We start from the raw sequence: 17290 nt of genomic DNA on the forward strand, positions 1-17290 counted from the left end.
TCGTTTCGTCCGACGAATATATTCGTCCAGGCGCGACTATCGAAGCGCTGACCAAGCTGAAACCTGCCTTCGACAAGGAAGGCACGGTGACGGCGGGCAATGCATCCGGCCTCAATGACGGCGCTGCGGCTGTCGTGCTGATGGAGGCTGAAGAAGCTGATAAGCGCGGCGTCAAGCCGCTGGCGCGCATCGTTTCCTGGGCAACGGCTGGCGTCGATCCATCGATCATGGGCACGGGGCCGATTCCGGCCACGCGCAAGGCGCTGGAAAAGGCTGGCTGGACGATTGACGATCTGGAACTGGTGGAAGCTAATGAAGCTTTCGCGGCGCAATCCTGCGCCGTGGTGCGCGATCTTGGCCTGAACCCGGAAATCGTCAACGTCAATGGCGGCGCCATTGCCATCGGCCATCCGATCGGCGCGTCGGGCGCGCGCGTGCTGACCACGCTGCTTTATGAAATGAAGCGTCGTGATGCCAAGCGAGGCCTTGCGACGCTTTGCATCGGCGGCGGCATGGGCGTCGCCATGTGCGTGGAGCGCGACTGATCCGCTTCCAATCAGGCTTTATCTTCAGGGGCAGGCTGTGGGGTTTCCGCAGCCTGCCTTTTTATGTCCGCAATGACCGGTTTGATGTCGACTGGAGTGGCCGGAGACGCTCAAAGGTTAACGCCAGGCGGCTTCTCTGTTCGGTTTCAGCTGTATCGCTGTGTCAGCTAATGTTCCAATATGGTGCGGTTCGACGAATGCCTACCAGATGTGGTGAGAACAAAGAGAGAAAATTGACCGATCACCGATTCGTCGCCGATTCGTTCCGGCTTTGGCCTGAAGGTTAACGAAACTGCCTTTGGCGGCTTGATTTTCGATAACCAACTATTAGGAATTGTTAAGTTTTCTTTAAGCTGCTCAAACTGTCATCGGATGCTCTTGACGCGCTTCGGGCAAAAGTTAACGGCGATGGCGTTTTGTTCTGTTTATGTCAGGACGTTGCGTATGGGAGATTCAGCATATGGTGGCTATCGACAATCCGGTTACCATATGTTGCCGTGAACAAAAGGCGAAGGAATCAGAGTCAGCGATTCGTAGCCGATTCGTTCCAGAGTCGTTCTATTCGTTAAATTGGACCCTTTGTTTAAATCGGGTGTTTGGTAAAACCGTCTGGCTGCCTATGTAAAAAGTCGGGCGGCTCAAACTTAACAGGAGCGCTTTCGGCCAAGGTCGTATAGTGCTATCGCAACACACGACAATCGGCACCCCAGTTGCATGTTGGGGTGCTTGTACCGGGAATCAATTATTGGCATGAACCAACGCCCTGCCCATGATTTGCCGCTGAGCTTGAGCGGTCGCGACGTGACTGCGGTGCTGGGGCCCACCAATACAGGCAAAACCCATCTCGCCATCGAGCGCATGCTGTCGCATGGCAGCGGCATGATCGGCCTGCCTTTGCGCCTTCTGGCGCGGGAGGTCTATAATCGTGTCGTGGAACGGGTGGGCGTCGCCAATGTCGCGCTGGTCACCGGCGAGGAAAAGATCGTCCCGCCCACCGCGCGCTATTCCGTCTGCACCGTGGAAGCCATGCCACGCCGCACGGATGTGGCCTTCGTCGCCATTGACGAAGTGCAGCTCGCGGGCGATCTGGAACGCGGACATATTTTCACAGACCGCATTTTGCATCTGCGCGGGCGGCAGGAAACGCTTCTGCTTGGCGCCGCCACCATGCGCGCCATTCTGGAAAAGCTTCTGCGCGGCATCAATGTGGTGACGCGCCCGCGCCTGTCCCATCTGGCCTATGCTGGTTCCAAGAAAATTACGCGCCTGCCGAACCGTTCGGCGATTGTCGCTTTTTCCGCCGATGAGGTTTACGCCATTGCCGAGTTGATCCGTCGCCAGCGCGGCGGAGCTGCGGTGGTCATGGGGGCCTTGTCGCCGCGCACACGCAATGCGCAGGTCGAGCTTTATCAGTCGGGCGATGTGGATTTTCTGGTGGCGACCGATGCTATCGGCATGGGGCTCAATCTCGATGTCGATCATGTGGCCTTCGCGCAGAACCGCAAGTTTGACGGCTATCAGTTCCGTGATCTCACGCCAGCCGAAGTGGGGCAGATCGCGGGTCGCGCGGGTCGCCATCTGCGTGACGGCACATTCGGCGTGACGGGACAGGTACAGCCCTTCGACGAAGAACTGGTCGAGCGCGTTGAAGCGCATAATTTCGATCCGGTAAAAGTGCTGCAATGGCGCACCGAGCGTTTCGACTTTTCGTCGATTGACGCACTGCGCCGCTCACTGGAAACACCAGCCCCGGTGGAAGGCTTGGCCAAGGCTTTGCCGGCTGTCGACCAGCAGGCGCTTGAAAATCTGTCGAAAGACGAAGAGATTATGCGCCTCGCGACAACACCGGCGCGGATTGAACTTTTGTGGGATGCCTGTGCACTCCCGGATTATCGTAAGATCGCACCGGCCCAACATGCCGATATCATTGCGTCTATCTATCAGGATCTAGTGCGCCGAGGGAGCGTCGATGAAGATTATATGAGCGAACAGGTGCGCCGCGCCGACAGTACAGAGGGGGAAATCGACACTCTGTCGCACCGCGTGGCGCAAATTCGAACCTGGACTTTTGTGTCGCACAGGCCCGGATGGCTTGCCGATCCGACACACTGGCAGGAAAAGACGCGCGAAATAGAGGACAGATTGTCCGATGCGCTGCATGAAAGGTTGACGAAACGCTTTGTAGACCGCAGGACAAGCGTGCTTATGAGGCGCCTGAGAGAGAATGCCATGCTTGAAGCAGAAATCAGCCCGGCCGGAGACGTGAGTGTCGAAGGCCACAATGTTGGGCAACTGGAAGGATTCCGTTTCACCGCCGACGTCCAGGCCGAGGGGCCGGACGCCAAGGCGGTGAAGACGGCTGCGCAAAAGGCGCTGGCCGCCGAGTTCGATCGCCGTGCGGAGCGCTTTGCGGCAGCTCCCAACGGAGACTTCGCGCTTGGTTCGGACGGTGTCTTGCGCTGGGTCGGCGCGACCGTCGCAACTTTGGTTGCAGGCGACGACATTTTGAAGCCGCGCACGGTGATCCTTGCCGACGAACAGCTGACCGGTCCCGCACGGGACAAGGTTGCTGCGCGCATCGACCGTTTCGTCGCGCATCACATCGAAACCGTTCTGAAGCCTCTAACCGATCTGGCCGGTGCCGATGCGCTGACCGGCATGACGCGTGGGCTCGCTTTCCAGATCGTCGAGAATCTCGGCATCCTCCAACGCCGTGAGGTGGTGGAGGAAGTGCGTGGTCTCGATCAGGATTCGCGTGCGGCGCTCCGTCGCCTCGGCGTGCGCTTTGGCGCCTATCACGTCTTCATGCCCATGCTGCTGAAGCCGGCTCCTGCCGGTCTCATCACGCTGCTCTGGGCCTTGAAGAACGATGGTCGCGAGCGCGCCGGTTATGGCGACGTGGTCAATGTTCTGGCTGCCGGTCGCACGTCGGTTGTGGTCGATCCGACTTTCGATCCGATGTTCTATCGTCTGGCGGGCTATCGCGTGCTTGGCCGCCGTGCGGTTCGCATCGACATTCTGGAACGTCTTGCCGATCTCATCCGCCCGGCTCTGGCCTGGCGTCCGGGTTCGGGTACGCGTCCGGATGGCGCTTATGACGGCGGACGGTTCATCGTCACGCCTGCCATGATGTCGATCCTCGGTGCGACCACCGAAGACATGGAAGAAATTCTGAAAAGCCTGGGCTATCGCCATGAGGCGATGGAAGCTTCCGATGTTGCTGCCAAGCTTGCAGAACTCGATGCCTTCGCTGCCGAAGCTGCCGCCAAGGATGCAGGCGTTGCCGTTTCCGCTGTTGCAGCGGAAGCTGAAAAGCCTGCCGTTCCTGCGGCGGAACCAGTGCCTGCACCGGTTGTCGCTGTTGAAGTGAAGGCCGAAGAGCCTGCACCTGTGGCGGAAGCACCAGTTGCTGAAGCCGCTGCACCTGCAGGTGAAGCGGTTGCCGAAGAGCCGAAGCCGGTTCTTTTGTGGCGTCAGGGCCGTTTCGAGGGTCGCAACCGCAATCAGGACCAGAACAACCGTCAGCGTCATGGTGGCCAGCGCGGCCAGCAGGGCGAGGCACGCAAGTCCGAAGGCGGCGACGAGCAGAATGCGCGTGGCGGCAAGCGTTTCGACAAGAACAAGCGTCACAACCATGATGGCGACGGTCAGGGCAAACGCGAAGGCTTCAAGGGGAAGCCGCGTGATGGGGGCGGTCGTGATCGCCAGCCGAAGCGCGATCACGCTGCCCCGCAAGGCAACAAGCGTTTCGAACAGGAACGCCCCGCACGGATCGATCCTGATTCGCCATTTGCCAAGCTGCTGGCTCTCAAGGAGCAGATGAAGAAGTAAGATGACCGGCGAACAAAGCGGAAGACAGCGGATCGACAAGTGGCTGTTTTTCGCGCGCGTGGTCAAATCAAGATCGCTGGCGGCGAAACTCGCCGTCGGCGGCAAGGTCCGGGTCAACCGCGACAAGATCGAGCAGGCTGCGTATCAGGTAAAAGTCGGCGATGTGCTGACCATCACGCTTGATCGCCGTATCCTCGTTTACAAGGTGCTTCTGCCCGGCGAACGGCGCGGCCCCGCACCGGAAGCCCAGCTTCTCTATGAAGATCTGTCGCCAGCGCCAGCCACGTCGAGTGAGCCGGGGGCTGCTGCCCTCCCGCAGCGCGAGAGCGGCGCGGGACGCCCCACCAAGAAAGAACGTCGTGATACGGATCGCTTGCGCGGGATCTGATCCGGACGTGTTGCCGCAGTCAGAGAAGCGGCTGCGATGGAAATTGCGCCCTAAAGCATTTTGACGAAAGTGTTTTCTACACTTTCCGGTTGAGGCGAAATGCGGTTTCCGCAGTTTGCGCGATGCTGACAATGCGGCGATTGCACCCTTGTCAGAGCGCAATAAAATCGTTACCTCACGCTGTGTCACGAAGGACAGGGCGATCAATCGGGTCGGGCGATCCGGCATTGCTCGTGGATCGTGACGTCGTAGCGAGATATTCCTTGGCACAGCCATTTCCGTGGATCTGTCGAAATATCGGCGCAAATAAACAGGATAGACAAGCCTCCTCTCGGGAAGAGGGGCGGTAACAGGAGTTCGACGATGACCTATGTCGTGACCGATAATTGCATTCGCTGCAAATATACGGACTGCGTCGAGGTCTGTCCGGTCGATTGCTTCTATGAAGGCGAGAACATGCTCGTCATCAATCCTGACGAGTGCATCGACTGCGGCGTATGTGAGCCTGAATGCCCTGCCGAGGCCATCAGCCCCGACACCGAGCCTGGTCTCGACAAGTGGCTGGAGCTCAATACGGAATATGCGGCGAAGTGGCCCAACATCACCGTCAAGAAAGAAGCCTTGCCGGAAGCCAAGGAAATGGACGGCGTTGCGGGCAAACTCGAGCAGTATTTCTCGCCGGAGCCCGGCAGCGGCGACTAATGTCGCGCGCGTCTATCAAGCCGCCTATCGTCTTGTCATCGCATGTAGATTAGCATTGCCTTGCACTTTCTTTTTCTACGTGAAGGCGGCCAGAGACGAATAAAATCACGGGAAAGCACCGGCAAAACAGGTGTATTGGGTTGCCAGACGGGACATATCTGGCAATTTGTTGATTCTTTCGCGAAATTGTGTTAGCTTGCACCAATAATTTCGGTGACTGGACGTCAATTCGTGGCGCAAATGCGTTTTTCTCAGAAAGGCTGATGTTTTTTACCGGGCTAAAATTGGCACCGGAGTGGATGATTGCGATCAAACGCAAAGTCCTGAAAAGTTGTTGGCTTCTCAGGATGGTTTTATGCGCCGCAACACTATTCCGCAACTGCTCCTTTTCTTGCCCGCTGGAAAAATCTGCCGTTAGAGGCGTTTCCGGTTCATCGCATGTTGCACCCAGATGGAAGCATCTGGCGCCGCATAAATGCGCCTAAACAGCGGCTCAGAGTGCCGATCTGCTTGTATGAGATCGACATGCTCTGGGGCCGATAACAGCTTCCGCGCTTTTCAGGAGTGCGGTCGGATATCATGTGTCAACCGGCGGGTCGCGCCGGGCACAACAGGGAGTATTGAAGCGTATGTCATCCCAGCAGAAAAAATCCGCAATCCGTGGTGGTTTCAAGACCGGTGAGTCGATTGTGTATCCGGCTCACGGCGTTGGTCAGATCGTAGCGATCGAAGAGCAGGAAGTGGCTGGTCACAAGCTTGAACTTTTCGTGATCGATTTCGAAAAAGACAAGATGCGTCTGAAGGTCCCGGTCGCCAAGGCCGCAACCATCGGTATGCGCAAGCTGTCGGAAACGGATTATGTGGAGCGTGCTCTGAAGGTGGTGCAAGGTCGTGCCCGTGTGAAGCGTACCATGTGGTCGCGCCGCGCGCAGGAGTATGATGCGAAGATCAATTCCGGCGATCTAATCTCGATTTCGGAAGTCGTGCGCGATCTTTTCCGTGCGGAAAACCAGCCGGAACAGTCCTATTCGGAACGCCAGCTTTATGAAGCTGCACTCGACCGCATGGCTCGCGAAATCGCAGCCGTCAACAAGCTTTCGGATACCGAAGCTGTTCGTCTGATCGAAGCCAATCTCGCCAAGGGTCCGAAGCGCGGCAAGGCCGATGCTGAAGCCGACCTTGAAGACGATGAAGTTGAAGCTGCATAAGTTTCACTTTTCTCGATATTTTAAAAAGCCCGGCGAAAGCCGGGTTTTTTATTTGTGCTGTCGATGGGGGATATTTGCTTCAAAATTGAATTGTTTGCTAAAGTAATTGTTTGCTGCACCCGGCTTTTGTCAGCGTTGTCAGAGATTTATACTTTTCGAAGGGAACCAGATCGCTTTTCGTGCGTTGTGAAAAGATACCAGTTCGTAATGGGTCTGTTTTGCGGCGTCTGAACGTGTGCCTCAAGACTGTTCCGAGAGGGCGTTCTGAACGACTTTTGTTAGTGTTCAATTGTTCTTCGCGTAACTGGCATATCCTTCAGCCTGGCGTCCAGAAGGATGTCAGTTCAGAACAGGAGAACCAGATGAAGCCGTCATCAATAAGCAGTTCTTCCGCAGTTCCCGCACATCGCATGCTTCCGGCTGCGCGCAATCTCCCAACTCCAGCCTCGTCCTCCCAATCCATGATCCGCAGCGCAATGTCGGCTCCTTATCTGGAGCGCGAAGAGGAGCGGGCCCTCGCCATTCGCTGGAAGGAATTGAAGGATCAGGATGCCCTGCATCGCATCACCTCGGCGCATATGCGCCTTGTGATTTCCATGGCCGGGCGCTTTCGCAAGTTCAAGCTGCCGATGAACGATCTCATTCAGGAAGGCTATGTCGGCCTTCTGGAGGCAGCGGCGCGTTTCGACCCGGACCGTGAGGTCCGTTTCTCGACCTATGCCTCCTGGTGGATCCGCGCGTCCATGCAGGATTATATTCTGCGCAACTGGTCCATCGTTCGCGGTGGCACGAGCTCGGCCCAGAAAGCCTTGTTCTTCAACCTTCGCCGTCTGCGCTCCAAGCTTGCTCAGGCTGACGACACCATGAGCAAGGCCGAAATCTATCGCGAGATTTCAGATCAGCTTGGCGTTTCGGCGACCGATGTGGAGTTCATGGACAGTCGCCTGTCCGGGCCTGACAGTTCCCTGTCCGCTCCGGTCAACAATGATGAGACCGGGGCTTCGCGGCGCATGGACTTTCTGGTCGATGATCATCCGCTTCAGGATGAAGTCGCCGAAAGCTCCATTGATATGGAGCGCCGGAACCAGTGGCTGCATGTGGCGCTGCACTCGCTTAATGAGCGCGAGCTGCACATCATCCGCGAGCGGCGCCTGGACGATGATGGCGTGACATTGGAGGCGCTGGGTGAAAAGCTCGGTATTTCCAAAGAACGCGTGCGCCAGATCGAAAGCCGGGCACTGGAAAAGCTCAAGATCGCGCTGCTGAGCCAGCACGAACTGGCGGCTTATCAGGCTTGAGAAGCGGATAAATCAGGCAACGTAAGAAAAGGGCGGTCGGACCGCCCTTTCTTCTTTGGTCGCGTCCGATGACGTTATAACGTGCCGCGTTCTGTTATATTGTCCAGGGAGCGAAGCTCAGGACTTGTCGCCTTCCAGACGGTTTGACCAATCTTCCACCTTGCGGTTTTCCAGCCGGCGGACGGCATAGCGCTTCCAGCCATCGGCCAGATGCGGGACTTCGGCCATGAGCGCCAGTTCGTCGTAATTCAGCATATCGACATAAAGCAGGTGCCAGACGCGATGCAGCGACCATTCCGGTGAAAGACGGTCAACGAGCGCCATGCTGTCGCCTGCCTCTGCTTCCCCTTCTTCCAGCACGCGATAATACCAACCGGTGCGTCCGGTCTTCTGGACGCGGATTGCCATATCCGGCGTTTCGAAACGCGCATTGAGCTTCCAGCACGGCTGGCGGCCTTGCGACACTTCGATCAGCGCGGTTCCAAATCGGAAACGGTCGCCGACAGCGACATTGTGCTCATCAAGCCCGGTGGTGGAAATGTTTTCGCCGAAAGCGCCCGCTGCGCCAAGCCGATGATTGTTGCCGATGTCCTTGCGCCACAGCTCATAATGATCGCGAGGATAATGATGTAGGGCCTTTTCGGGCCCGCCATGCACCTTGCGGTCGCCTTGCTCGTCACAATCAAGCCCGACCGATGTGACGCGGACCTTACCAGTGACGGGGCGCTTGTCGATGGCGCTCGGCGCATTCCGCGGACCGAGCGGAGCGATCTGGCCTGCAAGCAATGCATCGATACGAGTTTCCATATTATTCACTGATGATCTTCACACGGTCGCCGACCGAGACGGTGGCGCCCGCTGGCATGGCGTTAAGCAGGCGGAACAGTTCCAGCTTGCGCGTGGTGCCCTGAACACGGGCAGAAAGGCTTGCCATGGTGTCGCCCGGCTTCGCCGTCACGACGCGGATGCGCAGCGGCTTGATGGCGTTCTGCTCGGCAGGCGTGAGAAGCCTGAAGGATCGCGTCACGGCCTGCGATGCCGGAAGCAGGGCGTTGCTGCCTTTTGGCGCTGCCGTCAGGAAACGATAGACTTTGTCGTTGGCGCCAATCACCACGATGTCGAACTGCCAGCGGTCCGCTGCAGCGCGCGCGGTTGCGGCGGGCAATCCGTTGATGGTGGTTGCCTGAATGGAGCTTTCGTCTAGACCCGTGACCCAGCCCGACTTGATATAATCGGTGAGGCTGGAGCCGGAAGGCAGGGAAGCGCCGTCGAAGCGGATCGCCACTTCGCCAGGGCCGCTCGCCATGACGGCGGTAGCGGAATTGTCGATGCTGAAACCGTCAGGCGCGCGGAACGTGACGCCGAGCTTGGGATGAATGAAGGTCTGTTCGCGGATATAGCCCTCATTGGGCGAGTCGCCGTAGAGCAGTCCGTCAATGCCATCGAGGAACGAATCGCGGTCGGTTGTGCCCACACCCGGCGCGCCGATGCGGCGGGCATGACCAAGCGCCAGTTCGATGCGTTGCGGCGTTGCCGGATGGCTCGCGAGGAAGTCGAGGCTGGCATCGGTCGCACCTGACACAGAACGGAACCCGGTATAGGCCTCCATCGATTGCAGGAAACGCGCCGAGGCGAATGGATCGTAACCTGCCTCGCCGATCATCTTGATGCCGATGGCATCGGCTTGCAGTTCTTGATTGCGCGAGAATTGGGCAAGACGCAGCTTGCCGCGAATAAGCGCTTCACGGCTGGCGGATTCATTATGCAGCACTTCGCTGGCCACACGACCGGCAATTTCGGTCTCCGCTTCCTTCTCCTGCCGCAGAATGCCGTGATTGGCGACGACGTGGCCCATTTCATGGGCGATCACGGCAGCGACTTCCGAGGAATCATTGGCGAGCGCAAGCAGGCCGCGCGTCACATAGAGATAGCCGCCGGGCAGCGCGAAAGCGTTGATGTTGGGTGAATCGAGAATGGTGATGCGATAGGTCTGGTCCGGCTTGTCGGAGACCGTCGTGAGCTTGCCGACGATCTTCGCGACCATGCGCTCCAGCCGCTGGTCCTTGTATTCGCCGCCATAGGTGGCGAGGATGCGCGGATGCTGTTGCGCGCCGATCTGCGCCAGCTTGTCGTTGCGCGTCACATTATCGACCGTCACCGGATTGTCCGATGGCTGCAAGCCGAGATCTTTGCTGGAATTGATCGACTGGCACCCGGAAATCAGGGCGACGGCAAACAAGCCAAAACCCACGGCTGCTTTCCGCCAATTGCGCTGCGTCCGTTCTGGCAGGGAGACTGGAAGACACAGGGAGGCCCGGATACGGGTCTTGTGACGGAACAGTATTTTATCCTCGCGATTCATAGATCATCAGGTCGTCCGCAAATCTAGTCACAGACCAGCAGACGTACAAGCGGCCCAGTAGAGTTGCATACGGTTCTTCCGGGCGGATTGCGAACAAAATATGTCCGCAACCGTAACTCTATTTGAGATTACCCCCGCTTCTCGCCGATATAGCGCCGGAGCGCTTCAGGTCCAGTCTCCGACAGAAGGTCGCGCGCGCGGCCTTGTGCCGCAACCGCTCCATTTTCGATGAACAGCAATTGCGCATCGAGATAGAGCGCATCTTCCGGCGTATGGGTGACCATCAACACGGTCATGCCGGTTTCGCGGCGCAGTTCGTTGACGAGATCGAGCATCTGATGCCGCAAGGCCGGACCAAGCGAGGCGAAGGCTTCGTCCAGCAGGAGCACGGGGCGTTGGCGAACAAGCGCACGGGCAATCGCCACACGCTGACGTTCGCCGCCGGACAGGGCCTCCGGCTTGCGCTGTTCCTTGTCCTTGAGGCCGACGCGGGTGAGCGCCTCGGCGATGGCGGCGCGGTCGCTATCCATCAGTTTGAGGTTTGGCGCGCGACCGAGGCCCACATTTTGCGCCACTGTCAGATGGGCAAACAGATTGTTTTCCTGAAACACCATCGAAACTGGCCGTTCCGGCGGCGGCAGGTGTGTCACATCAATACCGCCGATGGCAATGGTGCCGGATGAGGGCGTCTCGAATCCGGCAATCAGGTTCAAAAGCGTGGATTTGCCCGAGCCGCTCGGGCCGACAATGGCGGCGATGGCGCCGCCCGCAATCGTCAGGTCGAAGCGCATCGCGGTTTCGCCATAGCTGAAGCGCACGTCGGTGAGGCGGATGTCGGCGGATGCAGTCATGAAGCGGAATTCTCTTTCCGGGATGTGGCGGCGCGGTCGGCAAGCATCATCAAACCAAGGCAGAGAAGCCCCAGTATGAGTGCCAGACCGGCAGCATCGAATGTGCGGTAACTGCCCATGCGCTGCAAGAGAAGATAGGGCAGGGTCAGAAGCGCATCGCTGCCGAACAGCGCGATTGTGCCAAGATCGCCAATGGAAAGCGCCATGGCAAAGGCGAAGGCCATGCCGAAAGGTCTTCGGATCGACGCCCAGTCGATGAGCCGCAGCCGGTTGAGGCCATGGATGCCAAGCTGGGCGCAAAGCCGGTTGTGACGTGCCGCTGCCGTGTCCCAGGCCGGGCGCAGCAGCCGGACCGCAAACGGCATGGCCATGGCTGCATTGACCGTCACCACCATGACAGGTGCTATTGTGAAAGGATCGGTGAAGTGGCGCAGCAGAATGAACCATCCCGCACCGATCACGATGGGCGGCATGACGAGAATGAGGCTCGCGCCCGTATCGAACAGGCTGGCTATTTTGTTGCTCTGGACCGCTTCCCGCGCCGAAACCAGCGCCAGCGAAAGGATGACCGACAAAGTGGCGGCAGAAAAGCCGAGCGCAAGGCTGGTGCCAATAGCGCGCCAGACTGTCGTTTCTCTGAGCAGGCGGGCAAGGTCGGCGGCGAGGCCAGACACGACCACGCCCGCAATCGGCAAGGCGACATAAAGAAAGCCGATGAGAATGGCGACGATGTTGAACAGGCGTTCGCCCCGGGAAGGGCTGCCGTAGTGGCGCGGTGTTGCTGTGTGGGTAAAGCCTTCTTCTGAGGGGCGCCCGGTCAGGCGCAGGGCCAGCAGGATCAGCAGGGTCAGCCCGAGCTGGGTGACGGTGAGCGCCACGGCGCGCGCCGGGTCGAAATCGAAATGCAGGCTTTGATAGATCGCCACTTCCAGCGTTGTCGCGCGGGGACCGCCGCCGAGCGTCAGCACGGTGGTGAAGCTCGTCACGCAAAGCATGAAGGTCAGCCCCGCCACGCCGGGCAGGCTGCGGCGGATAACCGGCCATTCGATCAGCCGGAAACGGGCGCGGTTACCCATGCCAAGCTGGGCTGCGAGTTTCCAGTAATCGGCGGGTATCGATTCATAGGCGGCGAGGATGAGCCGCACCGCCAACGGCATGTTGAAGAACACATGCGCGATCAAAATGCCGGTAATGCCATAGATATCCGGCTGGAACGGATGCCCTAAAGCGCCCGATATATGGGCGATGAGGCCGTTTCGACCATAAATGCTGGTGACGCCCAGCACGGCCACAAGGGCAGGCAGCGCGAGCGGCAAAGCGAACAGCCGCAGGATCAGGCCACGTCCGGGGAAATGCGCTTCCGAATGCAAGGCGCGGGCAACGGGAATAGCAAAGGCGACCGAAAGCAGGCTCGATGCGATGGCTTGCGCTATGGTGAAACGGGCGGTTCGCCAGAGATAGGCATCGAAATTTGCGGCAGCATTGAAGCCGCCGCTGGCTTCAAAGGCCAGTGCGACGAGCGCACCACCGGCCAGCACGGCAAGGAAGACCAGCGCCAAAGCCCCCGCGACTGGTTTCATCGCGGGGGTGGAGTGAGTGCCTTTGCCTGCCGCAGCGTGGATCATTTGCTGGTGGCTGCCAGCCATTCATCGACCCAGGCCTTGCGGTTCTTCGCAACCTCGTCGGATGGAATGAGCAAGGTCTTTTCCGGCTTCGGCAAAGCGTCGAATGCGGTTGGAAGCGGCGTCGATGTCTTGCCTGCCGGGAACATCCAGTTGGTTTCCGGTATAACATCCTGAAAGCCGGGGCCGGTCATGAAGGACAGGAATTTCTGCGCCAGCGGGTTCCTGGCGCCGGTGGTCGTCTGGGCGGCAAGTTCGATCTGGAGATAATTGCCTTCCGGATAGGCCAGCGCCTTATAGCGATCCGTCTTCTCCGCAATCACATGATAGGCGGGCGAACTCGTATAGGAGAGCACCATCGGCGCTTCACCCTTGGTGAAAAGCCCATAGGCTTCCGACCAGCCCGGCGTGACGGTGAGAATGCGCTTCTGCAATTTCTGCCATGCGTCGCCCGCCTGATCGCCATAGACGGCCTTCATCCACAAGAGCATACCAAGGCCAGGCGTCGAGGTGCGCGAGTCCTGAAGCACGATCTTCTGCGACGGGTCGCCTTCGACCAGTTCCTTCAGGCTCTTGGGCGGATTGGGCAGCTTTTCGGAATCATAGACGATGGCGAAATAGCCATAGTCATAGGGCACGAAAATATCGTCCTTGAAGCCGCCCGGCACGCTGACATTGCCAAGATCGATGCCGCTTGGTGCGAAGTAGCCGCTGGCGCGCGCTTCGGTGGTCAGATTGGTGTCGAGGCCAAGCACGATATCGGCCTTGGTGTTGCCGCCTTCGAGCTTCAGCCGGTTGAGCAGCGCCACGCCATCGGCGGAAGCGACCCAGTTGATCTCGCAGTCGCATTCCTTCTCGAAGTTTTCCTTCACCTTGGGGCCGGGGCCCCATTCGGAAACGAAACTGTCATAGGTGTAGATGGTGAGTTTGTCTTTCGCCTGCGCTTCCGGCGCAAGGCTTACCGCTGCCGCGAAAGAGAGGGCCAGCAAAGATAACAGCCGCATAACGGCACGTCCTTTCATCAAGTTAAAAGGATATAGCGCCGCTTGGGGTCTGGAACACAATCATGCCCGAAAAGTTGGAACTTAATGCTGCAACTTCCGGGATCGCGCCGCAGAGCAGCATCTAATCCCTCCGCCGGTGCAAACCGGATCAGGTTCAGCGGGTTGGCTTTTTAAAAAGCCTCTCAGCCATCTGCTTGCGCCGATGGCACCCCGTTAGAGCGTTGCGACATTAATATGTCAGGCCATGAAGGGCAAGAGAGGCAAAAGCGATACAAACTGGGACAGAGCAGACTTCCAGCTGGGATTTGCCCATGATATGAGCAGCTTATGAGCACATTCGTCATCCTCCTCGGCGGCGATCTCGTCGTAACCGAACGGCTGCGGCAGCAGATAGCCGGCGCGCGCATTCTTGCCGCCGATGGCGGTATTCGCCATGCAGCCGCGCTGGGCGTCGAGCCTGAGCTGTGGCTTGGCGATTTCGATTCGACGCCTGAAATCCTGCGCCAGCAATATGCCCATGTGCCGCGAAAGACATTTCCCCGCGCTAAGGACATGACGGACGGCGAACTGGCTTTCGAGGAAGCTTTTGCCCGTGGCGCGACACGCGCCATTTTATGCGGTGCTTTCGGCGGTCAGCGCACGGATCACACGCTGCTGCATCTCACAATGGCGACGGCGCAGGCGGAAAAGGGCCGCAGCGTCTTTCTTTCCAGCGGTGCGGAAGAAGCCTGGCCGGTGACATCCGGCGAATTTGCCTATGATTTTCCAGATGGCACACTGTTCAGCGTCATTAGTTTCTCCGCTTTGGAGGGGCTTTCAATCACAAATGCTGAGTGGCCGTTAGACAACGTGACCTTGCCTTTTGGTTCTTCGTGGACAGTTTCCAATATAGTGCGTGGAACACTTCGTATTATTGTGCGTTCTGGCCTAGCGATACTTGTTGCAAATCTTAATTCAGAGCATGCTGACGGCGTGTCGCTAACCTTACCGATTGAAAAGGCTTGACGCTCGACAGCGAAACGTATTTCAAATGCGGTAAGCGGGTTAATTAGTTCGCGCCGAAATTGGGGACGCAAAATCGGCACCTGAAGTGTCAACTTTGACAGGAGATTGTTTGATGAAATCACGTCTTTCCATGATTGCGGTTGCCGGGTTGCTCGCATTGTCGACAGCAGCATGCACGACCAACGAACAGCGCACGGCTGGTTACGGTGTTGGCGGTGCAGCAATCGGCGCTCTCGCCGGCGGTGCAATCGGCGGTAATGGCCGTGGTGCTCTTACGGGTGCTGCTATCGGCGCTGTTGCCGGTACGCTGGTTGGCGCTGCCCAGACGCGTAATGGCGTGCAGTATTGCCGCTATCGCGACAATTATGGCCGCATCTACGAAGCGCGTTGCCAGTAAACTTCAGCCAGCTTAAGGCTTGAAATCACATCGCGGCAGGCCGGGGAAACCCGGCCTGTTTGTTTTTCATGCGTCATTCCTATCGATCCATTTGACAGAATGGCTTTTGTCGCGGACAAGCAGGGCGGAATTTCAAAGCTCTTACCAAGAACCGCCCAGAAAGCCTCAGAAGACACCATGGCACCACCGCTCCTTCGTCTAGACCAGATCAAGCTCACCTTCGGCGGTACGCCGCTTCTGGAGGATGCGAGCCTTTCGGTGAGCGAAGGCGACCGTATTGCGCTGGTCGGGCGCAATGGTTCTGGCAAATCCACGCTTTTGAAGATCGCCGCAGGCATGGTCGAGCCGACCTCGGGCGAAGTGTTCAAGCATCCGGCCGCGACCGTTCGCTATCTGCCGCAGGTGCCGGATATGGACGGCTTTGCCAGCGTGCGCGCCTATGTTGAAGCAGGGTTGGGGCCTACCGACGATCCGCATCGCGTGACCTATCTTTTGGAGCATCTTGGCCTCACCGGCGATGAAAACCCGGATCATCTTTCGGGCGGCGAAGCGCGCCGCGCCGCGCTGGCGCGCGTGATCGCGCCGCAGCCCGATGTGCTGTTGCTGGACGAGCCGACGAACCATCTCGATCTGACGACCATCGAATGGCTGGAAGGCGAACTGCGCCAGATTCGCTCAGCCATCGTGCTGATCTCGCATGACCGTCGCTTTCTTGAAAATGTCAGCCGCGCGACCGTCTGGCTCGACCGCGGCATCACGCGCCGTCTGGAACAGGGATTTGGCCATTTCGAGGAATGGCGCGACAAGGTTCTGGAAGAAGAAGAGCGCGATCATCACAAGCTGGGCCGCCAGATTGCCCGCGAGGAGCATTGGTTGCGCTATGGCGTGACGGCACGCCGCAAGCGCAACATGCGCCGCCTCGGTGAGCTACATTCCATGCGCGCCGATTTTCGCAATCATCGCAAGGCGCAAGGCACGGCGGTTCTGACCGCCAGCGATTCAAAGGAATCCGGCAAGCTGGTGATCGAAGCCAAGTTGCTGAACAAAGCTTATGGCGACCGCGTGCTGGTCAAGGATTTTTCGACCCGCGTGCAGCGTGGCGACCGGATTGGTCTGGTCGGCCCGAATGGTGCTGGAAAAACCACGCTGCTCTCGCTCCTGACGGGCAAGTTGGAACCGGATTCCGGAACGCTTCGGCTTGGCGTCAATCTGGAAATGGCCGAGCTTGACCAGAAGCGTGACAGTCTCAATCTGGACGATACGCTGGCGCATTATCTGACCGATGGGCGCGGCGAAAACCTCGTCATCAACGGCGAGCAGCGCCATGTCGTTTCCTATATGAAGGATTTTCTGTTCCAGCCGGAACAGGCCCGTACGCCAATTCGCGAGCTTTCCGGCGGCGAAAGGGCGCGTCTGATGCTGGCCCGTGTGCTGGCACGCCCTGCCAATCTGCTGATTCTCGACGAGCCGACCAACGATCTCGACATGGAAACGCTGGATCTGTTGCAGGAGCTGGTTGCAGGTTTTCCGGGCACCGTCATTCTCGTCAGCCACGACCGCGATTTCCTCGACCGCACGGTGACATCGGTGATCGCGCCGGAAGGCGACGGGCGCTGGCTGGAATATGCGGGCGGCTATGCCGACATGATGGCGCAGCGCAAGGAACAGGCGCTGGAGCGTCGCAACGTCAAGACGGCGACTGCCCGCGCCGGTGACAAGAGCGACTACAGCGGTGACGAGGGGTCGCAGCCGAAGCGTGAGGAAAAGCGCAAGCTTTCCTACAAGCAGAAATTCGCGCTCGAAACACTGCCGGGCAAGATGGACGCTCTGGGCAAGGAAATCCACGTCCTTGAAGGCAAGCTCGCCGATCCGCAGCTTTATGCCAAGGACCCGACGCTTTTCGCCAAGACCGCCGATCTTCTGGAGAAGAAGCGCGCAGAAAACGCCGCCATGGAAGAAGAGTGGCTGGAACTCGAAATGCTGCGCGAAGAAATCGAAGGCTAATCGAACCCACCGATATGTCGACGAGGATGGTCTGCAATGGCAATTTCCTACACTTCCGGTGCTCACGTACATT

Annotated in this window: 14 protein-coding genes and 1 riboswitch; of the genes, 9 read left to right on the forward strand and 5 right to left on the reverse strand. The window is 58.6% G+C overall.

Annotated elements, in window-relative coordinates:
• The 6 genes from JAU75_RS18100 to JAU75_RS18125 all read left to right on the forward strand — a co-directional run.
• Positions 1 to 545: acetyl-CoA C-acyltransferase (locus JAU75_RS18100; RefSeq protein WP_199057868.1), on the forward strand; the 545-nt coding region annotated here is incomplete at its 5' end.
• 750 nt (positions 546 to 1295) lie between these two features.
• Positions 1296 to 4376, forward strand: coding sequence for a helicase-related protein (locus tag JAU75_RS18105; RefSeq protein WP_199057869.1), 3081 nt, complete (start codon positions 1296 to 1298; stop codon positions 4374 to 4376).
• A gap of 1 nt (position 4377) precedes the next feature.
• Positions 4378 to 4764 (forward strand): RNA-binding S4 domain-containing protein, encoded by a 387-nt coding sequence (locus JAU75_RS18110; RefSeq protein ID WP_199057870.1) that lies wholly within the window; start codon positions 4378 to 4380, stop codon positions 4762 to 4764.
• A 363-nt stretch (positions 4765 to 5127) separates the two neighbouring features.
• A complete protein-coding gene (fdxA, locus tag JAU75_RS18115; RefSeq protein WP_199057871.1) occupies positions 5128 to 5466 on the forward strand; it encodes a ferredoxin FdxA in 339 nt (112 codons plus the stop codon).
• A gap of 629 nt (positions 5467 to 6095) precedes the next feature.
• Positions 6096 to 6674 (forward strand): CarD family transcriptional regulator, encoded by a 579-nt coding sequence (locus JAU75_RS18120; RefSeq protein WP_109369790.1) that lies wholly within the window; start codon positions 6096 to 6098, stop codon positions 6672 to 6674.
• A gap of 362 nt (positions 6675 to 7036) precedes the next feature.
• Positions 7037 to 7972, forward strand: a complete 936-nt coding sequence (locus JAU75_RS18125) for an RNA polymerase factor sigma-32 (RefSeq protein WP_199057872.1) — start codon at positions 7037 to 7039, stop codon at positions 7970 to 7972.
• 117 nt (positions 7973 to 8089) lie between these two features.
• On the opposite strand, the gene JAU75_RS18130 is transcribed toward JAU75_RS18125, so the two are convergent.
• The 5 genes from JAU75_RS18130 to thiB all read right to left on the reverse strand — a co-directional run bounded on the left by JAU75_RS18130 (position 8090) and on the right by thiB (position 13811).
• Positions 8090 to 8779, reverse strand: coding sequence for an MOSC domain-containing protein (locus JAU75_RS18130; RefSeq protein ID WP_199057873.1), 690 nt, complete (start codon positions 8777 to 8779; stop codon positions 8090 to 8092).
• Between the two features lies 1 nt (position 8780).
• The gene (cdlP, locus tag JAU75_RS18135) at positions 8781 to 10262 is read right to left on the reverse strand and encodes a cell division protease CdlP (RefSeq protein ID WP_199057962.1); all 1482 of its coding nucleotides are present in this window, start codon (positions 10260 to 10262) and stop codon (positions 8781 to 8783) included.
• Between the two features lie 200 nt (positions 10263 to 10462).
• A complete protein-coding gene (gene thiQ / locus JAU75_RS18140; protein ID WP_199057874.1) occupies positions 10463 to 11185 on the reverse strand; it encodes a thiamine ABC transporter ATP-binding protein in 723 nt (240 codons plus the stop codon).
• Positions 11182 to 12831 carry a thiamine/thiamine pyrophosphate ABC transporter permease ThiP gene (gene thiP / locus JAU75_RS18145; protein WP_199057875.1) on the reverse strand — a complete coding sequence of 550 codons (1650 nt, stop codon included), beginning with the start codon at positions 12829 to 12831 and terminating at the stop codon, positions 11182 to 11184. Before thiP ends, thiQ begins: the two co-directional genes overlap by 4 nt.
• A complete protein-coding gene (thiB, locus tag JAU75_RS18150; RefSeq protein ID WP_199057876.1) occupies positions 12807 to 13811 on the reverse strand; it encodes a thiamine ABC transporter substrate binding subunit in 1005 nt (334 codons plus the stop codon). The genes thiP and thiB overlap by 25 nt, the downstream gene beginning before the upstream one ends.
• A gap of 108 nt (positions 13812 to 13919) precedes the next feature.
• A riboswitch (TPP riboswitch) is annotated at positions 13920 to 14034 on the reverse strand.
• Between the two features lie 104 nt (positions 14035 to 14138).
• Between thiB and JAU75_RS18155 the strand changes: the two genes are divergently transcribed.
• The 3 genes from JAU75_RS18155 (at position 14139) to JAU75_RS18165 (ending at position 17217) form a co-directional block, all read left to right on the forward strand.
• Positions 14139 to 14816 (forward strand): thiamine diphosphokinase, encoded by a 678-nt coding sequence (locus JAU75_RS18155; protein ID WP_199057877.1) that lies wholly within the window; start codon positions 14139 to 14141, stop codon positions 14814 to 14816.
• 112 nt (positions 14817 to 14928) lie between these two features.
• Positions 14929 to 15213 carry a glycine zipper domain-containing protein gene (locus JAU75_RS18160; RefSeq protein ID WP_199057878.1) on the forward strand — a complete coding sequence of 95 codons (285 nt, stop codon included), beginning with the start codon at positions 14929 to 14931 and terminating at the stop codon, positions 15211 to 15213.
• A gap of 177 nt (positions 15214 to 15390) precedes the next feature.
• On the forward strand, positions 15391 to 17217 hold the full coding sequence (locus JAU75_RS18165) for an ABC-F family ATP-binding cassette domain-containing protein (protein WP_199057879.1): 1827 nt from the start codon (positions 15391 to 15393) through the stop codon (positions 17215 to 17217).
• The last annotated feature ends 73 nt before the right edge of the window (positions 17218 to 17290 follow it).

Source organism: Ochrobactrum sp. Q0168 (assembly GCF_016427605.1).
GTDB lineage: Bacteria > Pseudomonadota > Alphaproteobacteria > Rhizobiales > Rhizobiaceae > Brucella.

What these genes read in the sequence shown, in the direction of transcription:
- JAU75_RS18160 (WP_199057878.1), top strand. Translation starts at nt 14,929, where the DNA reads ATGAAATCACGTCTTTCCATGATTGCGGTTGCCGGGTTGCTCGCATTG.
- thiP (WP_199057875.1), bottom strand. Translation starts at nt 12,831, where the DNA reads ATGGCTGGCAGCCACCAGCAAATGATCCACGCTGCGGCAGGCAAAGGC.
- thiQ (WP_199057874.1), bottom strand. Translation starts at nt 11,185, where the DNA reads ATGACTGCATCCGCCGACATCCGCCTCACCGACGTGCGCTTCAGCTAT.
- JAU75_RS18110 (WP_199057870.1), top strand. Translation starts at nt 4,378, where the DNA reads ATGACCGGCGAACAAAGCGGAAGACAGCGGATCGACAAGTGGCTGTTT.
- JAU75_RS18120 (WP_109369790.1), top strand. Translation starts at nt 6,096, where the DNA reads ATGTCATCCCAGCAGAAAAAATCCGCAATCCGTGGTGGTTTCAAGACC.
- JAU75_RS18125 (WP_199057872.1), top strand. Translation starts at nt 7,037, where the DNA reads ATGAAGCCGTCATCAATAAGCAGTTCTTCCGCAGTTCCCGCACATCGC.
- JAU75_RS18155 (WP_199057877.1), top strand. Translation starts at nt 14,139, where the DNA reads ATGAGCACATTCGTCATCCTCCTCGGCGGCGATCTCGTCGTAACCGAA.
- fdxA (WP_199057871.1), top strand. Translation starts at nt 5,128, where the DNA reads ATGACCTATGTCGTGACCGATAATTGCATTCGCTGCAAATATACGGAC.
- JAU75_RS18130 (WP_199057873.1), bottom strand. Translation starts at nt 8,779, where the DNA reads ATGGAAACTCGTATCGATGCATTGCTTGCAGGCCAGATCGCTCCGCTC.
- thiB (WP_199057876.1), bottom strand. Translation starts at nt 13,811, where the DNA reads ATGCGGCTGTTATCTTTGCTGGCCCTCTCTTTCGCGGCAGCGGTAAGC.
- JAU75_RS18165 (WP_199057879.1), top strand. Translation starts at nt 15,391, where the DNA reads ATGGCACCACCGCTCCTTCGTCTAGACCAGATCAAGCTCACCTTCGGC.
- JAU75_RS18105 (WP_199057869.1), top strand. Translation starts at nt 1,296, where the DNA reads ATGAACCAACGCCCTGCCCATGATTTGCCGCTGAGCTTGAGCGGTCGC.